The organism is Ruegeria sp. BHSC043 (genome assembly GCF_059612985.1).
This window is the reverse complement of sequence record NZ_JBXWRS010000001.1, coordinates 479015-494898: the sequence shown is the minus strand read 5'-3', so window position 1 is coordinate 494898 and position 15884 is coordinate 479015. Positions and strand designations below refer to the sequence as shown.

Annotated in this window: 19 protein-coding genes and 3 tRNA genes; 14 read left to right on the top strand and 8 right to left on the bottom strand. The window is 62.3% G+C overall.

Going from position 1 to position 15884, the window contains the following annotated elements:
* The first annotated feature begins 312 nt into the window (after positions 1 to 312).
* Positions 313 to 387: transfer RNA gene (locus AC2FMM_RS02470), tRNA-Gly, on the top strand.
* Between the two features lie 34 nt (positions 388 to 421).
* Positions 422 to 496 (top strand) — tRNA-Gly (locus AC2FMM_RS02465).
* A gap of 70 nt (positions 497 to 566) precedes the next feature.
* Here the strand turns inward: AC2FMM_RS02465 and AC2FMM_RS02460 are convergent.
* On the bottom strand, positions 567 to 806 hold the full coding sequence (locus AC2FMM_RS02460; RefSeq protein WP_149774720.1) for an Lrp/AsnC ligand binding domain-containing protein: 240 nt from the start codon (positions 804 to 806) through the stop codon (positions 567 to 569).
* Between the two features lie 155 nt (positions 807 to 961).
* On the opposite strand from AC2FMM_RS02460, the gene hisB reads away from it, so the two are divergent.
* Both hisB and hisH read left to right on the top strand, forming a co-directional pair.
* Positions 962 to 1549, top strand: coding sequence for an imidazoleglycerol-phosphate dehydratase HisB (gene hisB, locus AC2FMM_RS02455; RefSeq protein ID WP_496795702.1), 588 nt, complete (start codon positions 962 to 964; stop codon positions 1547 to 1549).
* On the top strand, positions 1550 to 2188 hold the full coding sequence (hisH, locus tag AC2FMM_RS02450) for an imidazole glycerol phosphate synthase subunit HisH (RefSeq protein ID WP_496795701.1): 639 nt from the start codon (positions 1550 to 1552) through the stop codon (positions 2186 to 2188).
* Positions 2189 to 2192: 4 nt separating this feature from the next.
* Here the strand turns inward: hisH and AC2FMM_RS02445 are convergent, their stop codons facing one another.
* Positions 2193 to 2600: a DUF2147 domain-containing protein gene (locus tag AC2FMM_RS02445; RefSeq protein ID WP_496678805.1), complete on the bottom strand. Its 408-nt coding sequence runs from the start codon at positions 2598 to 2600 to the stop codon at positions 2193 to 2195.
* Between the two features lie 135 nt (positions 2601 to 2735).
* Between AC2FMM_RS02445 and hisA the strand changes: the two genes are divergently transcribed.
* From hisA to AC2FMM_RS02425, 4 genes are all read left to right on the top strand, one after another.
* Positions 2736 to 3458: a 1-(5-phosphoribosyl)-5-[(5-phosphoribosylamino)methylideneamino]imidazole-4-carboxamide isomerase gene (gene hisA / locus AC2FMM_RS02440; protein ID WP_496678804.1), complete on the top strand. Its 723-nt coding sequence runs from the start codon at positions 2736 to 2738 to the stop codon at positions 3456 to 3458.
* Between the two features lie 123 nt (positions 3459 to 3581).
* Entirely contained in the window at positions 3582 to 4343 is a 762-nt protein-coding gene (gene hisF, locus AC2FMM_RS02435; protein ID WP_496795700.1) for an imidazole glycerol phosphate synthase subunit HisF, read from the top strand.
* Positions 4340 to 4657 carry a phosphoribosyl-ATP diphosphatase gene (locus AC2FMM_RS02430; protein ID WP_496795699.1) on the top strand — a complete coding sequence of 106 codons (318 nt, stop codon included), beginning with the start codon at positions 4340 to 4342 and terminating at the stop codon, positions 4655 to 4657. Before hisF ends, AC2FMM_RS02430 begins: the two co-directional genes overlap by 4 nt.
* An 85-nt stretch (positions 4658 to 4742) precedes the next feature.
* Positions 4743 to 5318: a hypothetical protein gene (locus AC2FMM_RS02425; RefSeq protein ID WP_496795698.1), complete on the top strand. Its 576-nt coding sequence runs from the start codon at positions 4743 to 4745 to the stop codon at positions 5316 to 5318.
* A 4-nt stretch (positions 5319 to 5322) separates the two neighbouring features.
* Here AC2FMM_RS02425 and AC2FMM_RS02420 read toward each other — a convergent pair whose 3' ends face one another.
* The 4 genes from AC2FMM_RS02420 to rlmB all read right to left on the bottom strand — a co-directional run bounded on the left by AC2FMM_RS02420 (position 5323) and on the right by rlmB (position 7624).
* Entirely contained in the window at positions 5323 to 5793 is a 471-nt protein-coding gene (locus AC2FMM_RS02420; protein WP_496795697.1) for a CoA-binding protein, read from the bottom strand.
* Positions 5794 to 5994: 201 nt separating this feature from the next.
* Positions 5995 to 6402 carry a YHS domain-containing (seleno)protein gene (locus AC2FMM_RS02415; RefSeq protein ID WP_496795696.1) on the bottom strand — a complete coding sequence of 136 codons (408 nt, stop codon included), beginning with the start codon at positions 6400 to 6402 and terminating at the stop codon, positions 5995 to 5997.
* Between the two features lie 145 nt (positions 6403 to 6547).
* Positions 6548 to 6838 (bottom strand): hypothetical protein, encoded by a 291-nt coding sequence (locus AC2FMM_RS02410; protein WP_496678949.1) that lies wholly within the window; start codon positions 6836 to 6838, stop codon positions 6548 to 6550.
* A 12-nt stretch (positions 6839 to 6850) separates the two neighbouring features.
* Complete coding sequence (rlmB, locus tag AC2FMM_RS02405; RefSeq protein WP_496795695.1) at positions 6851 to 7624, bottom strand: 23S rRNA (guanosine(2251)-2'-O)-methyltransferase RlmB; 774 nt, start codon at positions 7622 to 7624, stop codon at positions 6851 to 6853.
* A 116-nt stretch (positions 7625 to 7740) separates the two neighbouring features.
* Here rlmB and AC2FMM_RS02400 point away from each other — a divergent pair.
* From AC2FMM_RS02400 to AC2FMM_RS02375, 6 genes are all read left to right on the top strand, one after another.
* Positions 7741 to 7824: transfer RNA gene (locus AC2FMM_RS02400), tRNA-Tyr, on the top strand.
* 406 nt (positions 7825 to 8230) lie between these two features.
* Complete coding sequence (locus tag AC2FMM_RS02395) at positions 8231 to 9577, top strand: substrate-binding protein (protein WP_496678792.1); 1347 nt, start codon at positions 8231 to 8233, stop codon at positions 9575 to 9577.
* A 104-nt stretch (positions 9578 to 9681) separates the two neighbouring features.
* Positions 9682 to 10713, top strand: coding sequence for a branched-chain amino acid ABC transporter permease (locus AC2FMM_RS02390; protein WP_170340251.1), 1032 nt, complete (start codon positions 9682 to 9684; stop codon positions 10711 to 10713).
* A gap of 3 nt (positions 10714 to 10716) precedes the next feature.
* A complete protein-coding gene (locus AC2FMM_RS02385) occupies positions 10717 to 11922 on the top strand; it encodes a branched-chain amino acid ABC transporter permease (protein ID WP_170340852.1) in 1206 nt (401 codons plus the stop codon).
* A 12-nt stretch (positions 11923 to 11934) separates the two neighbouring features.
* Positions 11935 to 12690, top strand: a complete 756-nt coding sequence (locus AC2FMM_RS02380) for an ABC transporter ATP-binding protein (protein ID WP_496685956.1) — start codon at positions 11935 to 11937, stop codon at positions 12688 to 12690.
* A gap of 9 nt (positions 12691 to 12699) precedes the next feature.
* Positions 12700 to 13455, top strand: coding sequence for an ABC transporter ATP-binding protein (locus AC2FMM_RS02375; protein WP_093964811.1), 756 nt, complete (start codon positions 12700 to 12702; stop codon positions 13453 to 13455).
* A 4-nt stretch (positions 13456 to 13459) separates the two neighbouring features.
* On the opposite strand, the gene AC2FMM_RS02370 is transcribed toward AC2FMM_RS02375, so the two are convergent.
* Together AC2FMM_RS02370 and AC2FMM_RS02365 are read right to left on the bottom strand one after the other, a co-directional pair.
* The gene (locus AC2FMM_RS02370) at positions 13460 to 14581 is read right to left on the bottom strand and encodes an alanine racemase (protein WP_496795694.1); all 1122 of its coding nucleotides are present in this window, start codon (positions 14579 to 14581) and stop codon (positions 13460 to 13462) included.
* Positions 14578 to 15825 (bottom strand): D-arabinono-1,4-lactone oxidase, encoded by a 1248-nt coding sequence (locus tag AC2FMM_RS02365; RefSeq protein WP_496795693.1) that lies wholly within the window; start codon positions 15823 to 15825, stop codon positions 14578 to 14580. Before AC2FMM_RS02365 ends, AC2FMM_RS02370 begins: the two co-directional genes overlap by 4 nt.
* Between the last annotated feature and the right edge of the window lie 59 nt (positions 15826 to 15884).

Sequence of the window (15884 nt, the reverse complement as noted above, 5' to 3'; positions counted from 1 at the left end):
TGACGACGAAACCCTGTCAGCCGTTGGACGCCAGTGTCCGGACTTGCATCACAACCATTGACTCCCTGTGCTCTTGGCGGTGTTTGTCCGGCTGACCGGCCATCAACGCCAGCAGGATTGCGCCTGCCAAGGCCACAAGCTTCAAATTCTCGACCCTGCCCCTCATTTCGCCTCCACTATCGTCTCAGCCGGGTGTTTCAGGTTTTGAACGGCCGCGCGGCGCTGTTCCGTCGGAAAATTTTTTCGGTTTTCGTGCGTTTTTCCTCTTGCAGCTTTCCGCCAGAATTTATAGTTCACGCCTCACTCGACGGCGCGGGCGTAGCTCAGGGGTAGAGCATTACCTTGCCAAGGTAAGGGTCGTGAGTTCGAATCTCATCGCCCGCTCCAACGAGGACCGAAAGGTCATACAAGATATCTGTTTGCGGGCGTAGCTCAGGGGTAGAGCATTACCTTGCCAAGGTAAGGGTCGTGAGTTCGAATCTCATCGCCCGCTCCAGATGTCAGCTTTTTCCGAACACGAAGTCGGGTCCGACCCAGCCGCATATCGGCCGGATCGGTGTGCGTTGTCAGAACGCCTTGAACGTCATCGTGGTCAGCGACCGTTCGATGTTGGGAATGTCCAGCAGCCGTTCGTTGATGAAATGCCCCACGTCCTGGTCCTTGGGGATGTAGAGCTTGAGCAGCAAGTCCCATTCTCCGCTGGTCGAATACAGCTCCGAATGAATCTCGCGCAGCGCGATTTCTTCGGCGACCTTGTAGGTGGTGCCGGGTTTGCAGCGGATCTGGATGAAGACGCAGGTGGACATTTGCAATGACCTTGTTTGTTTCCTTGCGCGCAAGCTGGCACGCCGGGCAGCCGGGTGCAATCCCTTGCAACAGTTGGCCGCGACCGAAACGATCTGACTGGAATCCCCCGCCCGTCCCCGTCTATAAGCGCCCCTGTAGCAAGAGGATTTCGCCAATGCGCACAGCTTCGATCAGACGCAAGACCGCCGAGACCGCGATTTCGGTCGAGGTCAACCTCGACGGCACCGGCACCTATGACAACCAGACCGGCGTGGGGTTCTTCGATCACATGCTGGACCAGTTGGCGCGGCATTCCCTGATCGACATGACGATCCGGGCCAAGGGCGACTATCACATCGACGACCACCACACCGTCGAAGACACCGGCATCGCGCTGGGTCAGGCGCTGACGCAGGCGCTGGGGGACAAGAAAGGCATCCGGCGGTATGGCGAGTGCCACCTGCCGATGGATGACGCGCAGGTGCGCTGCGCGCTGGACCTGTCGGGCCGACCGTTTCTGGTTTGGAACGTGGACCTGCCGACACCCAAGATCGGCAGTTTCGACACCGAGTTGGTGCGCGAGTTCTTTCAGGCGCTGGCCACCCATGGCGGCATCACCCTCCATATCGACCAGTTGCACGGCCTCAACAGTCACCACATCGCCGAGGCGGCGTTCAAGGCCGTCGCCCGCGCCCTGCGCCAAGCGGTCGAGACCGATCCGCGCAAGGGGGATGCGATTCCATCCACCAAGGGCGCGCTCTAGATGCTGACCGCGATCATCGACTACGAAAGCGGCAACCTGCACTCGGCGGAAAAGGCGTTTCAACGCATGGCGCGCGAGCTGGACGCGGGCGAGGTCGTCGTGACTTCGGACGCCGATGTGGTGGCGCGCGCCGATCGGCTGGTGCTGCCCGGCGACGGCGCCTTTCCCGCCTGCGCGGCCGAGCTGCGCGGGCACAAGGGCATCCACGATGCGATGGTCGAAGCGGTCGAGCAGAAAGGCCGCCCATTCCTAGGTATCTGCGTCGGCATGCAGCTGATGGCGACCACGGGCCGCGAATATACCGACACGCCAGGCCTGAATTGGGTGACCGGAGATGTGGTGCGGATCGAGCCCACGGACCGAACGCTTAAGGTTCCGCATATGGGGTGGAACGATCTGGTGATCGAGAGCGAGCACCCGGTGTTCAACGGCGTCAACTCAGGCGATCACGTCTATTTCGTCCACTCCTACCATTTCCGCGTCGCCAATCCGGCGCAGCGTCTGGCCCATGTGGACTATGGCGGGCCGGTCACGGCCGTAATCGGCCGCGACACGATGATCGGGATGCAGTTTCACCCTGAAAAAAGCCAGGATGTGGGCCTGAGGATGATCGGAAACTTCCTGACTTGGGCCCCCTGACCGGTTACTGCACGCGGGTCCAGGCCTGGCCGCGACAGATCAGGCCGCCCGCAACGCAACCCTTGACCGTCAGCTTGTTCTGACCGTCCAGCGACATCTTGGAGTTGTAGGTCTTGTCCCGGTCCGGTGCCCAGATCTTGCCGCCGCTGTAGCTGCCTCCGCCATCCGCGACCATGTCCCAGATGATGTTCTTGCCCAGGTTCTCATAATCCAGCTGCTGGTTTCCGTCCTTGTCAAACGCGCTGTCGATGATGCCGCAAACGGCGCTGCCGCAAGGGCTGATCGAAACGTGCAGATATCCGCCGGTATCCCCCGGCTGGGTTTTCCAAAGCCCGTCGACCGGGTCATCGGCACGTGCGCCAGTGGCCATGGTGACCAGCGCCGCAGCAGCGGCCAGAGCAAGTTTGTTCATGGTGTCCTCCCTGTTTTGCAGGCAGTCTGACCGCCGGCACCCGTTCCGGCAAGATTGACTTTGCGTCGCGTTGCATCCCCTGCCCCGCCTGTGCCATATCCCGCGCCAGTACCAGTCACGAGAAGGCCGCCCGACATGATCCTCTACCCCGCAATCGACCTGAAAGACGGCCAGGCCGTGCGCCTTCTGCGCGGCGAGATGGACAAGGCCACAGTCTTCAACGAAGACCCCGCCGCCCAGGCCCGCGCGTTTGTCGAAGCCGGCTGCGAATGGCTGCATCTGGTGGACCTGAATGGCGCTTTCGCCGGGGAACCCGTGAACGCCGCCCCGGTCGAGGCGATCCTGAAGTCCTGCGAGGTACCGGCCCAGCTGGGCGGCGGCATCCGCGACATGGCCACGATCGAGACCTGGCTGGACAAAGGGCTGGCCCGGGTGATTTTGGGCACGGTTGCGGTGGAAAACCCCGATCTGGTCCGTCAGGCGGCCAAGGCCTTTCCCGGCCAGGTCGCCGTCGGCATCGACGCACGCAACGGACGCGTCGCCACCAAGGGCTGGGCCGAGGAAACCGACGTGATGGTGACCGACCTGGCGCGCAGCTTTGAAGACGCGGGCGTGGCGGCGATCATCTACACCGACATCAACCGCGACGGCGCGATGCAAGGCCCCAATGTCGAGGCCACGGCCGACCTGGCCCGGGCAGTCTCGATCCCGGTGATCGCCAGCGGTGGGGTCAGTTCGCTGGACGACCTGATCGCGCTGCGCGACTGCGGCGCAAACTTGAACGGCGCGATTTCAGGTCGCGCGCTTTATGACGGAGCGCTTGATCTGCGCCAAGCGCTGGCAGCATTGCGCGACTGACCGCTTCATCTGGCCCGAAATATCCTCGGGGGTGAATTGGCCGCAGGCCAAGAGGGGGCCGACAGCCCTCTGCCCCGCCAAAACAAATTGCGCCGACAGAATCCCCAGGGCTATAACCACCCCATGCTGAAAACCCGCATCATTCCCTGTCTGGATGTCGCCGATGGCCGCGTAGTCAAAGGCGTGAACTTCGTGGGCCTGCGCGACGCGGGCGATCCGGTGGAATCGGCCAAGGCCTATGACGCCGCCGGCGCTGACGAGATCTGCTTTCTTGACATCCACGCCACCCACGAAAACCGCGGCACCATGTTCGACGTGGTTCAGCGCACGGCCGAGCAGTGCTTCGTACCGCTGACAGTGGGTGGCGGCGTGCGTACCAAGGATGACGTACGCGCGTTGCTGTTGGCCGGGGCCGACAAGGTCAGCTTCAACTCGGCCGCCGTGGCCAACCCTGACATAATCGCCGACGCTGCCGACCAGTTCGGCAGCCAGTGCATCGTCTGCGCCATCGACGCCAAAACCGTCAGCCCCGGCAAATGGGAGATCTTCACCCACGGCGGGCGCAAACCTACCGGCATCGACGCCGTCGAATTTGCCAAAACCGTCGTCGCCAAGGGCGCTGGCGAAATTCTGCTGACCTCGATGGACCGCGACGGCACCAAGGCGGGGTTCAACATTCCGCTGACGCGCGCCATCTCGGATGCGGTCGACGTGCCAGTGATCGCCTCGGGCGGCGTGGGTAATCTGGACCACTTGGTCGAAGGCGTGACCGAAGGTGGGGCCAGCGCGGTGCTTGCGGCGTCGATCTTCCATTTCGGCGAATACACGATCCGCGAGGCCAAGGAACACATGGCCGCTGCGGGTATCCCCATGAGGCTGACATGAGCATACTGGATGATCTGGCCGCCACGATCGCGTCCCGCAAGGGCGCCGACCCCGAATCAAGCTGGACCGCCAAGCTGCTGTCCAAAGGCGCAGAGAAATGCGCCGAGAAGTTCGGCGAAGAAGCCGTGGAGGCGATCATCGAAGCCGTGAAGGGCGACCGCGACCGGCTGACATCCGAGGCCGCCGACGTGCTGTATCACCTGCTGGTCATGCTGGCCGCGCGCGACGTGGCGCTGGAGGACGTTCTGGCCGAGCTTGCCAGGCGGCAAGGCACCAGCGGCATCGCCGAAAAGGCCGCACGCGACCGGGGCTGACACCCGGCTTTCACCAATAGCGTCCGCGCCCTATACTGGTTGACCGAAGCGCCTGTCGGGCGCAGGGTCGACAAGGGACGCAGGCATGTTCAAACCCATGATCTGGACAATGACGATGCTGGCCATTCTGGGGCTTGGCGCATGCACGTCCGCGCCGCCCGCCCGCAGCGACGATGTCGCGCGTCTGGCAGCCCAGATCCGGGCGCTGGGGCCCGAGGTGGACCCCGAAGAGGCCCAGCGCGCGGCTCGAATCGCCTACGCCTACACCGCGCAGCTGGCGCAGGAATACCAGATCACCGATCCGCCGCTGATCCACAATGCCAAGGTCAACAAGGGGCTGCGGCCGCGCGGGCTGTGCTGGCACTGGGCCGAGGACATGGAACGCCGCCTGAACCAAGAGAAGTTTCACACGCTGACCCTCCACCGCGCGATCGCCAATGCCGACAACCCGTTCCGAATAGATCACAGCACGGCGATCATCAGCCGCCGCGGCACTTCGATGTATGATGGAGTCGTCCTGGACCCCTGGCGCTATGGCGGGATTCTTTTCTGGGCGCCCTTGCGCAAGGACTCGCGGTACGAATGGGTCCCGCGCGACATCGTGCTGAAGAAACGACGGCAAGAGCAGGTGGCCCGGCTGAGACCGGCGGCAGTCAACTGAGCAGCTAGAGCTTGGACGAGATGATCCCCGTGGCGAACCCGCCCATACGCAGCTCTCCGAACAAGCGTTGATATTCGATCTTGGGGCAGCGGTTCATCACCACATCAACCCCGCGCGCCTGCGCCACCGCGGCGGCCTCGGCGTTTTCGACACCGATCTGCATCCAGATCGTGCGCAAGTCGGGAAAAGTGGCCAATGCCTCGTCCACGATCGGGGGAACGGCTTCGGACCTGCGGAAAATGTCCACCATGTCAACAGGTTCCGAGATTTCGGCCAACGAAGCCCGAACGGTTTCACCGAAAAGATCGGCTCCGGCATGGCCGGGATTGACCGGAATCACCCTGTACCCCTTGAGCGACAAGTAGCGCGCGACGTAATAGCTGGGCCGCACCGGATTCATCGACACGCCAACGACCGCTACCACCTTGGTGCGTTTCAGGACGGATCTGAGGAAGTCATCGGAATAGTCAGTCATGGCTGCAGCCTAGCCGTGACTTGGAAAAGAAAAAAGCGCCCAAGGATACCTTGAGCGCCAGTTGTTGGAACGAGGGACAGTGAAATGACCCGCGGCAGTTCCATTCCGCGGTCACTGTGACATTTAGGCATGAGTTAAGAAAAAAAAAGGGGCTGCGAGCAATTTTGTGATGACAGCTTGATCTCGGCGCACGTTCTCCAGTCATCGATACAAGATGTCAGGCCAGTTCACTTCGGCCTTGCGGATGTATTCCGCCATGTTCGCCTCCCATACCCTCTCGATCTCGGGTGAATGTGTAAGGTACAGGCGCCCGTCCACAATTTTCCAGGCTGTCGGGTCCGTGCTGCTAAGCTGACCGTGTGCCATGGCGAAGGCGCAATAGCCGCCAAACCGCGGAGCGAAGGCCCGTGGATTGCTTTCGAACGCCTCTCGATTCTCTTGAGAAACAAAATGCCACGCCGCTCCCTTCCACATCACCACGATGTCTGGCTTGCCCCGTACGGGGCGACCTTCCCGGAAATAGGACACGGTATCAAAGCCCGCCATCGCGCCGCTTGCAGTTTCAAAGAACACCGGTCGCTTTTGCGCCCACAGCGTGGTCGGGGCCATGCAGGCTAGGGAAAGACCGGTAAGGACAGAGCGTCGAGTCAGCATAGCAGTCACAGTTTGAGGGCAATAGGCGCTTCAAGATGCAACTTTTTTCGCGCCGCGAAACCCCCTTGACGCAGTTGTGAAGCCGCGTGTCACGCTGCGTTCAATCGAAAACGTCCTCGATAACATCCCAGGCTTCGTCGAGCACACGATACAGCAGGCCTTTTTTCTTTTTTCGGCGCTTGTTTTTGATCGGCACGTTGCGCCGCACTGCCACGCTGTCCGTCTTGCGCGGCTCGGGTTCCGGTGCTTTCTTGCGCGGCAGCATCTTGAGCTCATGCAGCGGGGCGCCGCAACTGGAACAGCTCAACTCATGCCGCTCGCGGCCTTTCAGGACCAGTGCGGCGCGGGTGCCGCAGTAACAGCATGTGGCAATCTTGGACGGGGCGGGAATGGCTGTCTCCTTTCAGTGCGGCTGAGACGCATATAGGGCAATCGCCGCAGCATTTGAGACGTTCAGCGAACCAAAACCACCCGCCGCATCGATTTTGACAAGTTCATCCACGGTTTCCTTGGTCTTTTGCCGCAACCCCGGCCCCTCGGCCCCCAGCACGAGGGCCACGGGCTGATCGCGCCGGCCGTCCAGCGCCGCCTCGATGGTCTGATCGGCCTCACCATCCAAGCCCAGAACCAGGAACCCCATATTCTGCAACTCGACGATCGCGTCGGCAAGGTTGCGCACCCGCAGGTAAGGTTGGCGCTCCAGCGCCCCGCTGGCGGTCTTGGCCAGGGCACCGGTTTCCGGCGCCGAGTGGTGGCGCGTGCCGATGACCGCCCTGGCGCCCAGAACCTCGGCCGAGCGCAGAATCGCGCCCACATTGTGCGGATCGGTCACGCGGTCCAGCAGCAGCACCCGAGGGTTTTTGCGCCCGATGCAATTCTCGGCAAGCCCACCCCATTCCAGCGGCTTGACCTCAAGCGCCGCGCCCTGATGCACCGAGCCCGGGTCGATTGGTGCCGTGAACTTGCGCGGATCGACGACCTCGGGCTTTAGCCCGGCCTCCGAGATCGCATCCGCCAGCTTGCCCTGCGCGTTGCGGGTCACGATCAGGCGCAGTTTCTGCCGCTTGGGGTTCATCAGCGCATCGCGCACGGCGTGCAATCCGAACAGCCAGACTGTTTCGGACGCCGCCGCTTTGCGCGCCTGTTCTTTCTCGATCACCCACTTCGGTTTCTTCATTTTGCTGGCCTCCGGGCCGGGAAGGATGTTTCCTGCGCCAACGCGAAATTTTCCTGTTGACGCTGCTTTTGAGCGCTAGTAATCACGCCTCCACGTCAGGTGCAACGCCTGACAGTGGGCGACAGGCCGCAAGGTGTGGCAGGGGACTGTAACTCCCTCGCGGAGACGCACGCCTGGTTCGATTCCAGGGTCGCCCACCATCTCCACTCGATCTTGTTGGAAATGGTGTCCGGGGCGCGTGTCTGGATGACGCGAATCCGCCCGACACTGCGTCAATGGCCGGGAAAACATGCGCGCCGCGGTAAAGCATGCGGTTGCACACCGCAAAATGCCTGCCAAGCTTGTAGGAAGGCACCGACGGTTCTGTCGCCGGACGGCACAAAAGTTTTCGAGGAAACCGCTTTGCAACAGCGGGATAATCCGGATCCTCTTGCCGATCTTTACAACTCCCCTCGATGGACAGTTCACTTTTTTACAAAATAATATTTCCTTTCCAGCCACTTGTTGGGGAATTTTCCTTCTGCCCCCCATACTCGGCTTGCGAGGTTGTGTTTTACCCGACGGAAGAGGAGCCCGAGGGCGCAACCCGCTGAATGGGAGGAATTCATGTCAAACAAATCTGTCACGCGTCGCGGCGTGCTGAAATCTGGTGCCGTCACAAGCGCCGGTCTGGCTCTGCCGACGATCTTCACCGCCTCGTCGGCCGCGGCCTATACCAACGAACCCACGGGCGGATCGGTCACGCTGGGCTTCAACGTGCCGCAGACCGGCCCCTATGCCGAAGAAGGCAATGACGAACTGCTGGCGCAGCAGCTGGCGGTCGAGCATCTGAACGGCGAAGGCGACGGCGGCTGCCTGAACACCTTCACGTCGAAGGCGCTGAAAGGCAACGGCATCCTGGGCAAGAAGGTCGAGTTCGTCACCGGCGATACGCAGACCAAGTCGGACGCGGCGCGCGCATCGGCCAAGTCGATGATCGAAAAAGATGGCGCGATCATGATCAACGGCGGCTCGTCCTCGGGCGTGGCCGTGGCCGTTCAGGGCCTCTGCCAAGAGGCGGGCGTGATCTTCATGGCCGGCCTGACCCACGCCAACGACACCACCGGCAAGGACAAGAAGGCGAACGGCTTCCGTCACTTCTTCAACGCCTACATGTCGGGCGCGGCGCTGGCGCCGGTGCTGGCCAAGGAAATGGGTTCCGACCGTCGGGCCTATCACCTGACCGCCGACTACAACTGGGGCTGGACCCAGGAAGAGTCGATCGTGGCCTCGACCGAGGCGATGGGCTGGGAGACGGTCAACACCGTCAAGACCCCGCTGGCATCGACCGACTTCTCGTCCTACATCGCGCCGGTTCTGAACTCGGGCGCGGACGTGCTGGTTTTGAACCACTACGGCGGCAACATGGTCAACTCGCTGACCAACGCGATCCAGTTCGGCCTGCTCGACAAGGTCGTGAACGGCAAGGACTTCAAGATCGTCGTTCCGCTGTATTCGGAACTGATGGCCGCCGGTGCGGGCGAGAACATCAAGGGCGTGCTGGGTTCGATGAACTGGAACTGGCAGCTGCAGGATGAGGGCACCAAGGCCTTCGTGAAGTCCTTCGGCGAGAAATACGGCAAACCGCCGTCGAACTCGGCCCAGACCTGCTATGCACAGGTTCTGCTGTACGCGGATGCGTGCGAGCGCGCCGGCACCTTCAACCCCTGCGGCGTCGTCGAGGCCCTGGAAGGCTTTGAGTTCGACGGGCTGGGCAATGGTCCGACCCTGTACCGCGCCGACGACCACCAGTGCTTCAAGGACGTGCTGGTCGTACGTGGCAATATGAACCCGACCAACGCCTATGACACGCTCGAGATCGTCGAGATCACGCCGCGCGCGCAGGTGGAATACGCACCCGACCACCCGATGTTCGCCGGCGGCGAACTGGGCAAGTGCAACCCGGGCGCATAACCCCGGCACGAGATTTTCCACAAGGAAATCTCTGAGTCCGCAACACGGCTCTTCCCGGTCTCATGACCGGGAAGAGCTGCCGGGACCAGTCAAAGGTAAGGACAATGGACGCAATCCTACTGCAAATTCTGAACGGGCTGGACAAGGGCTCGGCCTATGCGCTGATTGCGCTGGGGCTGACGCTGATCTTCGGCACGCTCGGCGTGGTGAACTTCGCCCACGGGGCTTTGTTCATGATCGGCGCCTTCTGTGCCGTCACGCTTCAGAAGATCTTCAACCTCAGCTACGAGGTGGTCGATGAGACCCAGACCGACTTTCTGGGCAACCCGCTGAAGGTGAAGACCCCCTATGTAGAAAGCTGGTTCGGCCCCGAGCTGGGCGCGACCATCATCGACTGGTCCGTGCCACTGGCCATCCTGTTCGCGATCCCGATCATGCTGATGGTCGGCTACGTGATGGAACGCGGCCTGATCAAGCATTTCTACAAGCGTCCCCATGCAGATCAGATCCTTGTGACCTTCGGCCTGGCCATCGTTCTGCAAGAAATCATCAAGTATTTCTTCGGCGCCAACCCGATCCAGACCCCGCCGCCTGCCGCGCTGAGCGGGTCCGTCGATCTGGGCGTGGCGCTTGGCTTTGACCCGAATGCCATCATCTATCCGATCTGGCGACTGGTCTATTTCCTGTTCGCGGTCGTGATCATCGGAGGCGTGTTCTCTTTCCTGCAGTTCACCACCTTCGGCATGGTGGTGCGCGCCGGCATGGCCGACCGAGAAACCGTGGGCCTCTTGGGCATCAACATTGACCGCCGGTTCACCATCATGTTCGGCATCGCCGCCGCGGTGGCTGGCCTCGCGGGCGTGATGTACGGGCCGCTGAACCCGCCCAACTATCACATGGGCATGGACTTTCTGGTGCTCAGCTTCGTGGTCGTGGTCGTCGGCGGCATGGGCTCGCTACCCGGAGCGGTTCTGGCCGGGTTCCTTCTGGGCATCCTTGAAAGCTTTGCCTCGACCACTTGGGCGACCACCACGATCCCGGGTATCAACCAGATTATCATCTACCTGGTCGCGATCATCGTTCTTCTGACCCGTCCGCGGGGATTGATGGGCCGAAAAGGCGTGATGGAGGAATAACCCATGCTGGGACTGAACAAGAAAGACACAAGCCTGCTGATCGTCGTCGCAATCCTGACGCTGCTGGCCCCCTTCATCCTGAACCCCTTCCCCACCGACAGCGCCATGGCGCAGTTCAACGCGGGCTATCCGGACCTGATGCAGCGGTTCGTGATCTTCGGCATCTTTGCGATCGGGTTCAACATTCTGTTCGGCCTGACCGGATACCTGTCCTTCGGCCACGCGGCCTTTCTGGGTGTGGGTTCCTACTCGGCCGTTTGGATGTTCAAGCTGCTCAGCTACAACGTCATTCCAGCCATCGCGCTGAGCGTCGTGGTCGCCGGGCTGTTCTCGGTTCTGATCGGCTATGTCAGCCTGCGCCGGTCGGGGATCTACTTTTCGATCCTGACGCTGGCCTTCGCGCAAATGAGCTTTGCGCTGGCCTATTCGGTGCTGTCGAACCCCAAGTTCAACCTGACCAACGGGGAAACCGGCCTGCAGGTCTATGCCGATGACCCGCAGATCCTGCAGGGTGCCAATTCCCCCGATCTGCCGCATCTGTTCGGCCTGCCGATGCGCGCGACCTACACGATGGATGTCGGCGCGTGGAGCTTTGACTTCAACGCAGGCTACTATCTGTGCGCGGTGATCATGATGGTGGTGTTCTACCTGGCGATCCGCATCTTCCGCTCGCCCTTCGGCATGATGCTGCGAGCGGTGAAGTCGAACCAGCAGCGGATGAACTATACCGGGCTGAACTCCAAGCCCTACACGCTGGCAGCCTTTGTGATCTCGGGCATGTATGCCGGCCTGGCCGGTGGCCTGATGGCCGCGATGGACCCGCTGGCCGGCGCCGAGCGGATGCAATGGACCGCCTCGGGCGAGGTCGTTCTGATGACCATCCTGGGCGGCACCGGTACTCTGATCGGACCGGTTCTGGGTGCTGGCTTCATCAAGTATTTCGAGAACATCTTCTCGAAGATCAACGACAACGTGTTGCACAGCTGGTTCGCCTTCCTGCCCGACGGGCTCGAGGACGCGGTGGTGTTCATCATCCACCCGTTCATCGGCAAGGGCTGGCATCTGACCTTGGGCATCCTGTTCATGCTGGTGGTGATCTACCTGCCCGGCGGGCTGGTCGAGGGCGGTCAGCGGTTGCTGAACTGGATCCGCCGCAAAAGCGTTGGCGGGGATGACACCCGCGAAGGCAAAACCGAGCCGGCAGAATAAGGGAACGCGTCAATGGCAATTCTGAAAGTAAAAGATGTCAGCAAGCGCTTCGGCGGCCTCAAGGCCCTGACGGACGTGAACCTGAGCGTCGAGGAGAACTCGGTCCATGCGATCATCGGCCCCAACGGGGCGGGCAAGTCCACCCTGCTGAACTGCCTGGTGGGCAAGCTGATCCCGGATACCGGTTCGGTCTTGTTCGACAACCAGTCTGTGCTGGGGCGCGAGCCGTACCAGATCAACCAGATGGGCATCAGCCGGGTGTTCCAGACCCCCGAGATCTTTGGCGAACTGACCGTAATGGAGAACATGCTGATCCCCATCTTCGCGATGCGAGACGGGGCATTCCGCATGCACGCCTACGAGACCATCGCCAACGAGAAAGAGGTGGTCGAACAGGCAGAGGTCATGCTGGAAGAGATGAACATGGCCGACAAACGGCACATGCATGCAGCCTCGCTCTCGCGCGGTGACAAGCGGCGACTCGAGATCGGCATGTGTCTCAGCCAGAAGCCTCGCCTGCTGCTGCTGGACGAGCCCACAGCCGGTATGGCACGGGCCGACACCAACAACACCATCGACCTGCTGAAGCAAATCAAGGATGAGCGCGACATCACCATCGCGATCATCGAGCACGACATGCATGTGGTGTTCAGCCTGGCCGAGCGGATCACCGTTCTGGCGCAGGGCACGCCGCTGGTCGAAGACACCCCCGAAAACATCCGCGGAAACCCCAAGGTCCGAGAAGCCTATCTGGGCGAGGCGGCGTGAGGAAAAGCTATGAACGAGAAACCTGACTTTTCGAAAAACGCCAACATGGCCAGCACCGCGCCCGCGTTCCTGTCGGTGTGGGACATGCATTCGTACTACGGCGAAAGCTACATCGTCCAAGGCGTCAGCTTCAACGTCCACGAGGGCGAGATCCTCGCCCTGCTGGGGCGCAACGGGGCCGGCAAGACTTCGACTCTGCGCTCGATCGCGCGCGTGGGCGAGCCCGAGGTGCGCCACGGCGAAATCTGGCTGGACCACAAGCCTCTTCACAACATGACCAGCTACGAGGCCGCCGCCGCCGGGTTGGGTCTTGTGCCCGAAGATCGGCGGATCATCCCAGGCCTGACGGTCGAGGAGAACTTGCAGCTGGCCCAGATCGCCCCCCCGATCGGCTGGTCGCTGGAACGGATCTACGAGCTGTTCCCGCGTCTGGGCGAACGGCGCAAGCAAGAGGGTGTGACTCTTTCGGGCGGCGAACAGCAGATGCTGTCGATCGCCCGCGCGCTGGCCCGGGACATCAAGGTGCTGCTGCTGGACGAACCCTATGAGGGCTTGGCCCCGGTGATCGTGGACGAGATCGAAAAGACGCTGATCCACATCAAGCAGCAGGGCATGACAACCATCATCGTCGAACAGAACGCGGTGCGCGCGCTGCAACTGGCCGACAGGGCAATCATTCTGGACACCGGCTGCATCGTGTTTGACGGCACCGCGGACGAAGTGCTGGAAAACACCCAGCTGCGGGAGGAATATCTGGCGATCTGACCCGTCAATTGGGCAGGCAGGCCCATTCGGCCTCAACCTGCCCCTGCCGCAGGGCCAGAACCGTGCCGAACTGGTTCAAAACCGCTTCACTCTGACTGGGGCGCAGCAAGGCGATATCGCCGGGCTGCGCCTTGGTTGTTTTGGGACCCGCCCAGACCTCTTGATTGCTTGAACGCCCGAATACGCCGGAATAGCCGAACCCGTCGGGCCAGACGGGGCTGGCCAGATAGTGCCCACCGGAAATGGCGAGGTTGGTCCGGCGCAGTCCGGGCAGGTCGATCCCCGGCACCGGGTTGCGCGGCATCACCTTGAGAACCGGCGTGGCCAGGAACAGAGCGGGCGAAAACGCCTGCGTCGATGCGTGGTCGAAATCCGAAGGTTTCACCAAAACCGACCCAAAGGCGACCTCGGTCGCCAGGCTCCGCGTGGCCGGATCTTGGAAGGTCAGGCTGCCGCCGGTGTTCAGGCACAGCCCCTGCGCCCCCTGCCCAAGCGCAGCGACCGCCTGCTCATAGGCTTTCGCACTGGCTCGCCGCGCGTGGCGTCGGAGCAACGCAGGCAGTTTGGCCAAATGCACCTCGTACCCCATCAGCCCCGACAGAGCGGCATGGGCATGACCCGCGATCCGCGCCGCAACGCCTGCGACCTGATCGGCGGCCAAGCCACCGCGGTGCAGGCCCACGTCGATCTCGAGCGACAGGCGCAGGGTTTGGTCCGTGTCAGCGGCCAGCGACAGATACGCGTCCAGCCGCTGTGGCGTGTCGATCAGCCACTGCACCCGCCGGGCGGCGTCGGGATGCGTCTCAAGAATCCGCCGGGCGGCGGTGACCGGCAGCGGTTTGCCCAGCAGGTGATCGGTGTCCGGCTCGGCGGCCAGGAGGGCCGACAACATGGATTCGGAAAAGCTCATCAGGCCCGTTGTGGAAATCCGGGCGCGAATATGGTCCAGCAGAGGCAGGCACGGCAGCGATTTGGCCACAAGCCGGGCCTGCAAGCCGTGGCCCAACCCCGCGCGGGCAGCGTCGCAATTCGCCTCGACCCGGTCCATATCGACGACGGCAACCGGCCGGTCGACGCCATGATCGCGCAGCGCTTGGGTGAGATGTTCGAAATACTCTGCGGTCATGGGCGGAACATCCGGGCCAGTGCGGGCGTCAGGAACTTGCCCTTTGGATCCAGCCGTTCACGCAATGTGCAGAAGGCATCGAAATCGGGATAGAGGCGCGACAGATCGGAATAGGTCAGGCTGTGCAGCTTGCCCCAATGGGGGCGGCCGCCAGCCTGCAGGAACAGCGGCTCCATCGCCTCGAAATAGCGCAGATGGCCTTCCTTCGCATCGGTATGGATGGCGACCGATACCCGCGGGCCACCCCGGAACGGTGACAGGCAGGCGTCGTCGCCTGCGGTCTGCCGCACCTCGATCGGGAAATAGACGTTGCCATGGTCGCACTCCAACCGTCGGATCAGTTCGGACAGCACGTCCCCCGCGGTTTCGGACGGCAGGTGGTATTCCATTTCCTTGAACCGGATGTGCCGGTCGCTGCACAGAACGCGCCAACTTTCACCGACGTAGTCCTCGTCGGACTGGGCCAGCGTCAGCAGACGTAGCAGGGCGCGCCGCGAGCCGGGGCTGAACCGACCCGCATTGCGCGCCAGCTTCAGAACCTTGACGGCGATCATGTCCAGATCGCGCGGCGCGCGGGTCTCGGGCGCGTCGGTGATATCGTGCCGGATTTCAACGGTCTTGCCGGTTAAGGGGATGTAGAAGAACTCGAAATTCCTGTTCTCGTCCCAATGCTGGTGCATGCGCTCCAGTGTGTCCTGCAGGCCGGACAGACGCACCCGACGGCGCAGATTGTATTTCGGCACGACGTTGATCTGTGCCTCGGTCACGATGCCCAGCAGACCCAGCGAAACCTGCACCATGTTCAGCGGAATATCGTCGGTGGTCAGGGTCTGCCCGCCAGCGCCGATCAGCCGGGCCGCGGTGATTTCGGCAGACAGGCACGGCAGGGTGCGCCCGGTGCCGTGGGTCGCCGTGGCTGCCGCGCCGGCCAGGGTCTGCACATTGATATCACCCAGATTGCGGAAGGCCCTGCCGTGCTCGGCCAGTGCCGGCGACAGATCGCGCAGCCGGGCATTGGCGTTGACCCAAGCCCGCTCCCCTTCGACCCGCGTCACGGGGGGCAGGTTTAAGGCTGTCAGGTCAATGATATGCTGCGCGCCCGGAACCAGCGGGGTGAAGGAATGCCCTGCCCCGACCGGACGCAGGGTTTCGGCCGAGGCGATCAACTGTTGAAGGTCTTCGGTCGTGGTCGGCCGCTTGGGCCGTATTTGGCTGGCCTGGTTGCCTGCCCAGTTCTGCCACATGGCTGATCCTCCTCCCATCCGGAGCAGAGGATTGCAGCCGGGGCCAAACCGAACAATAC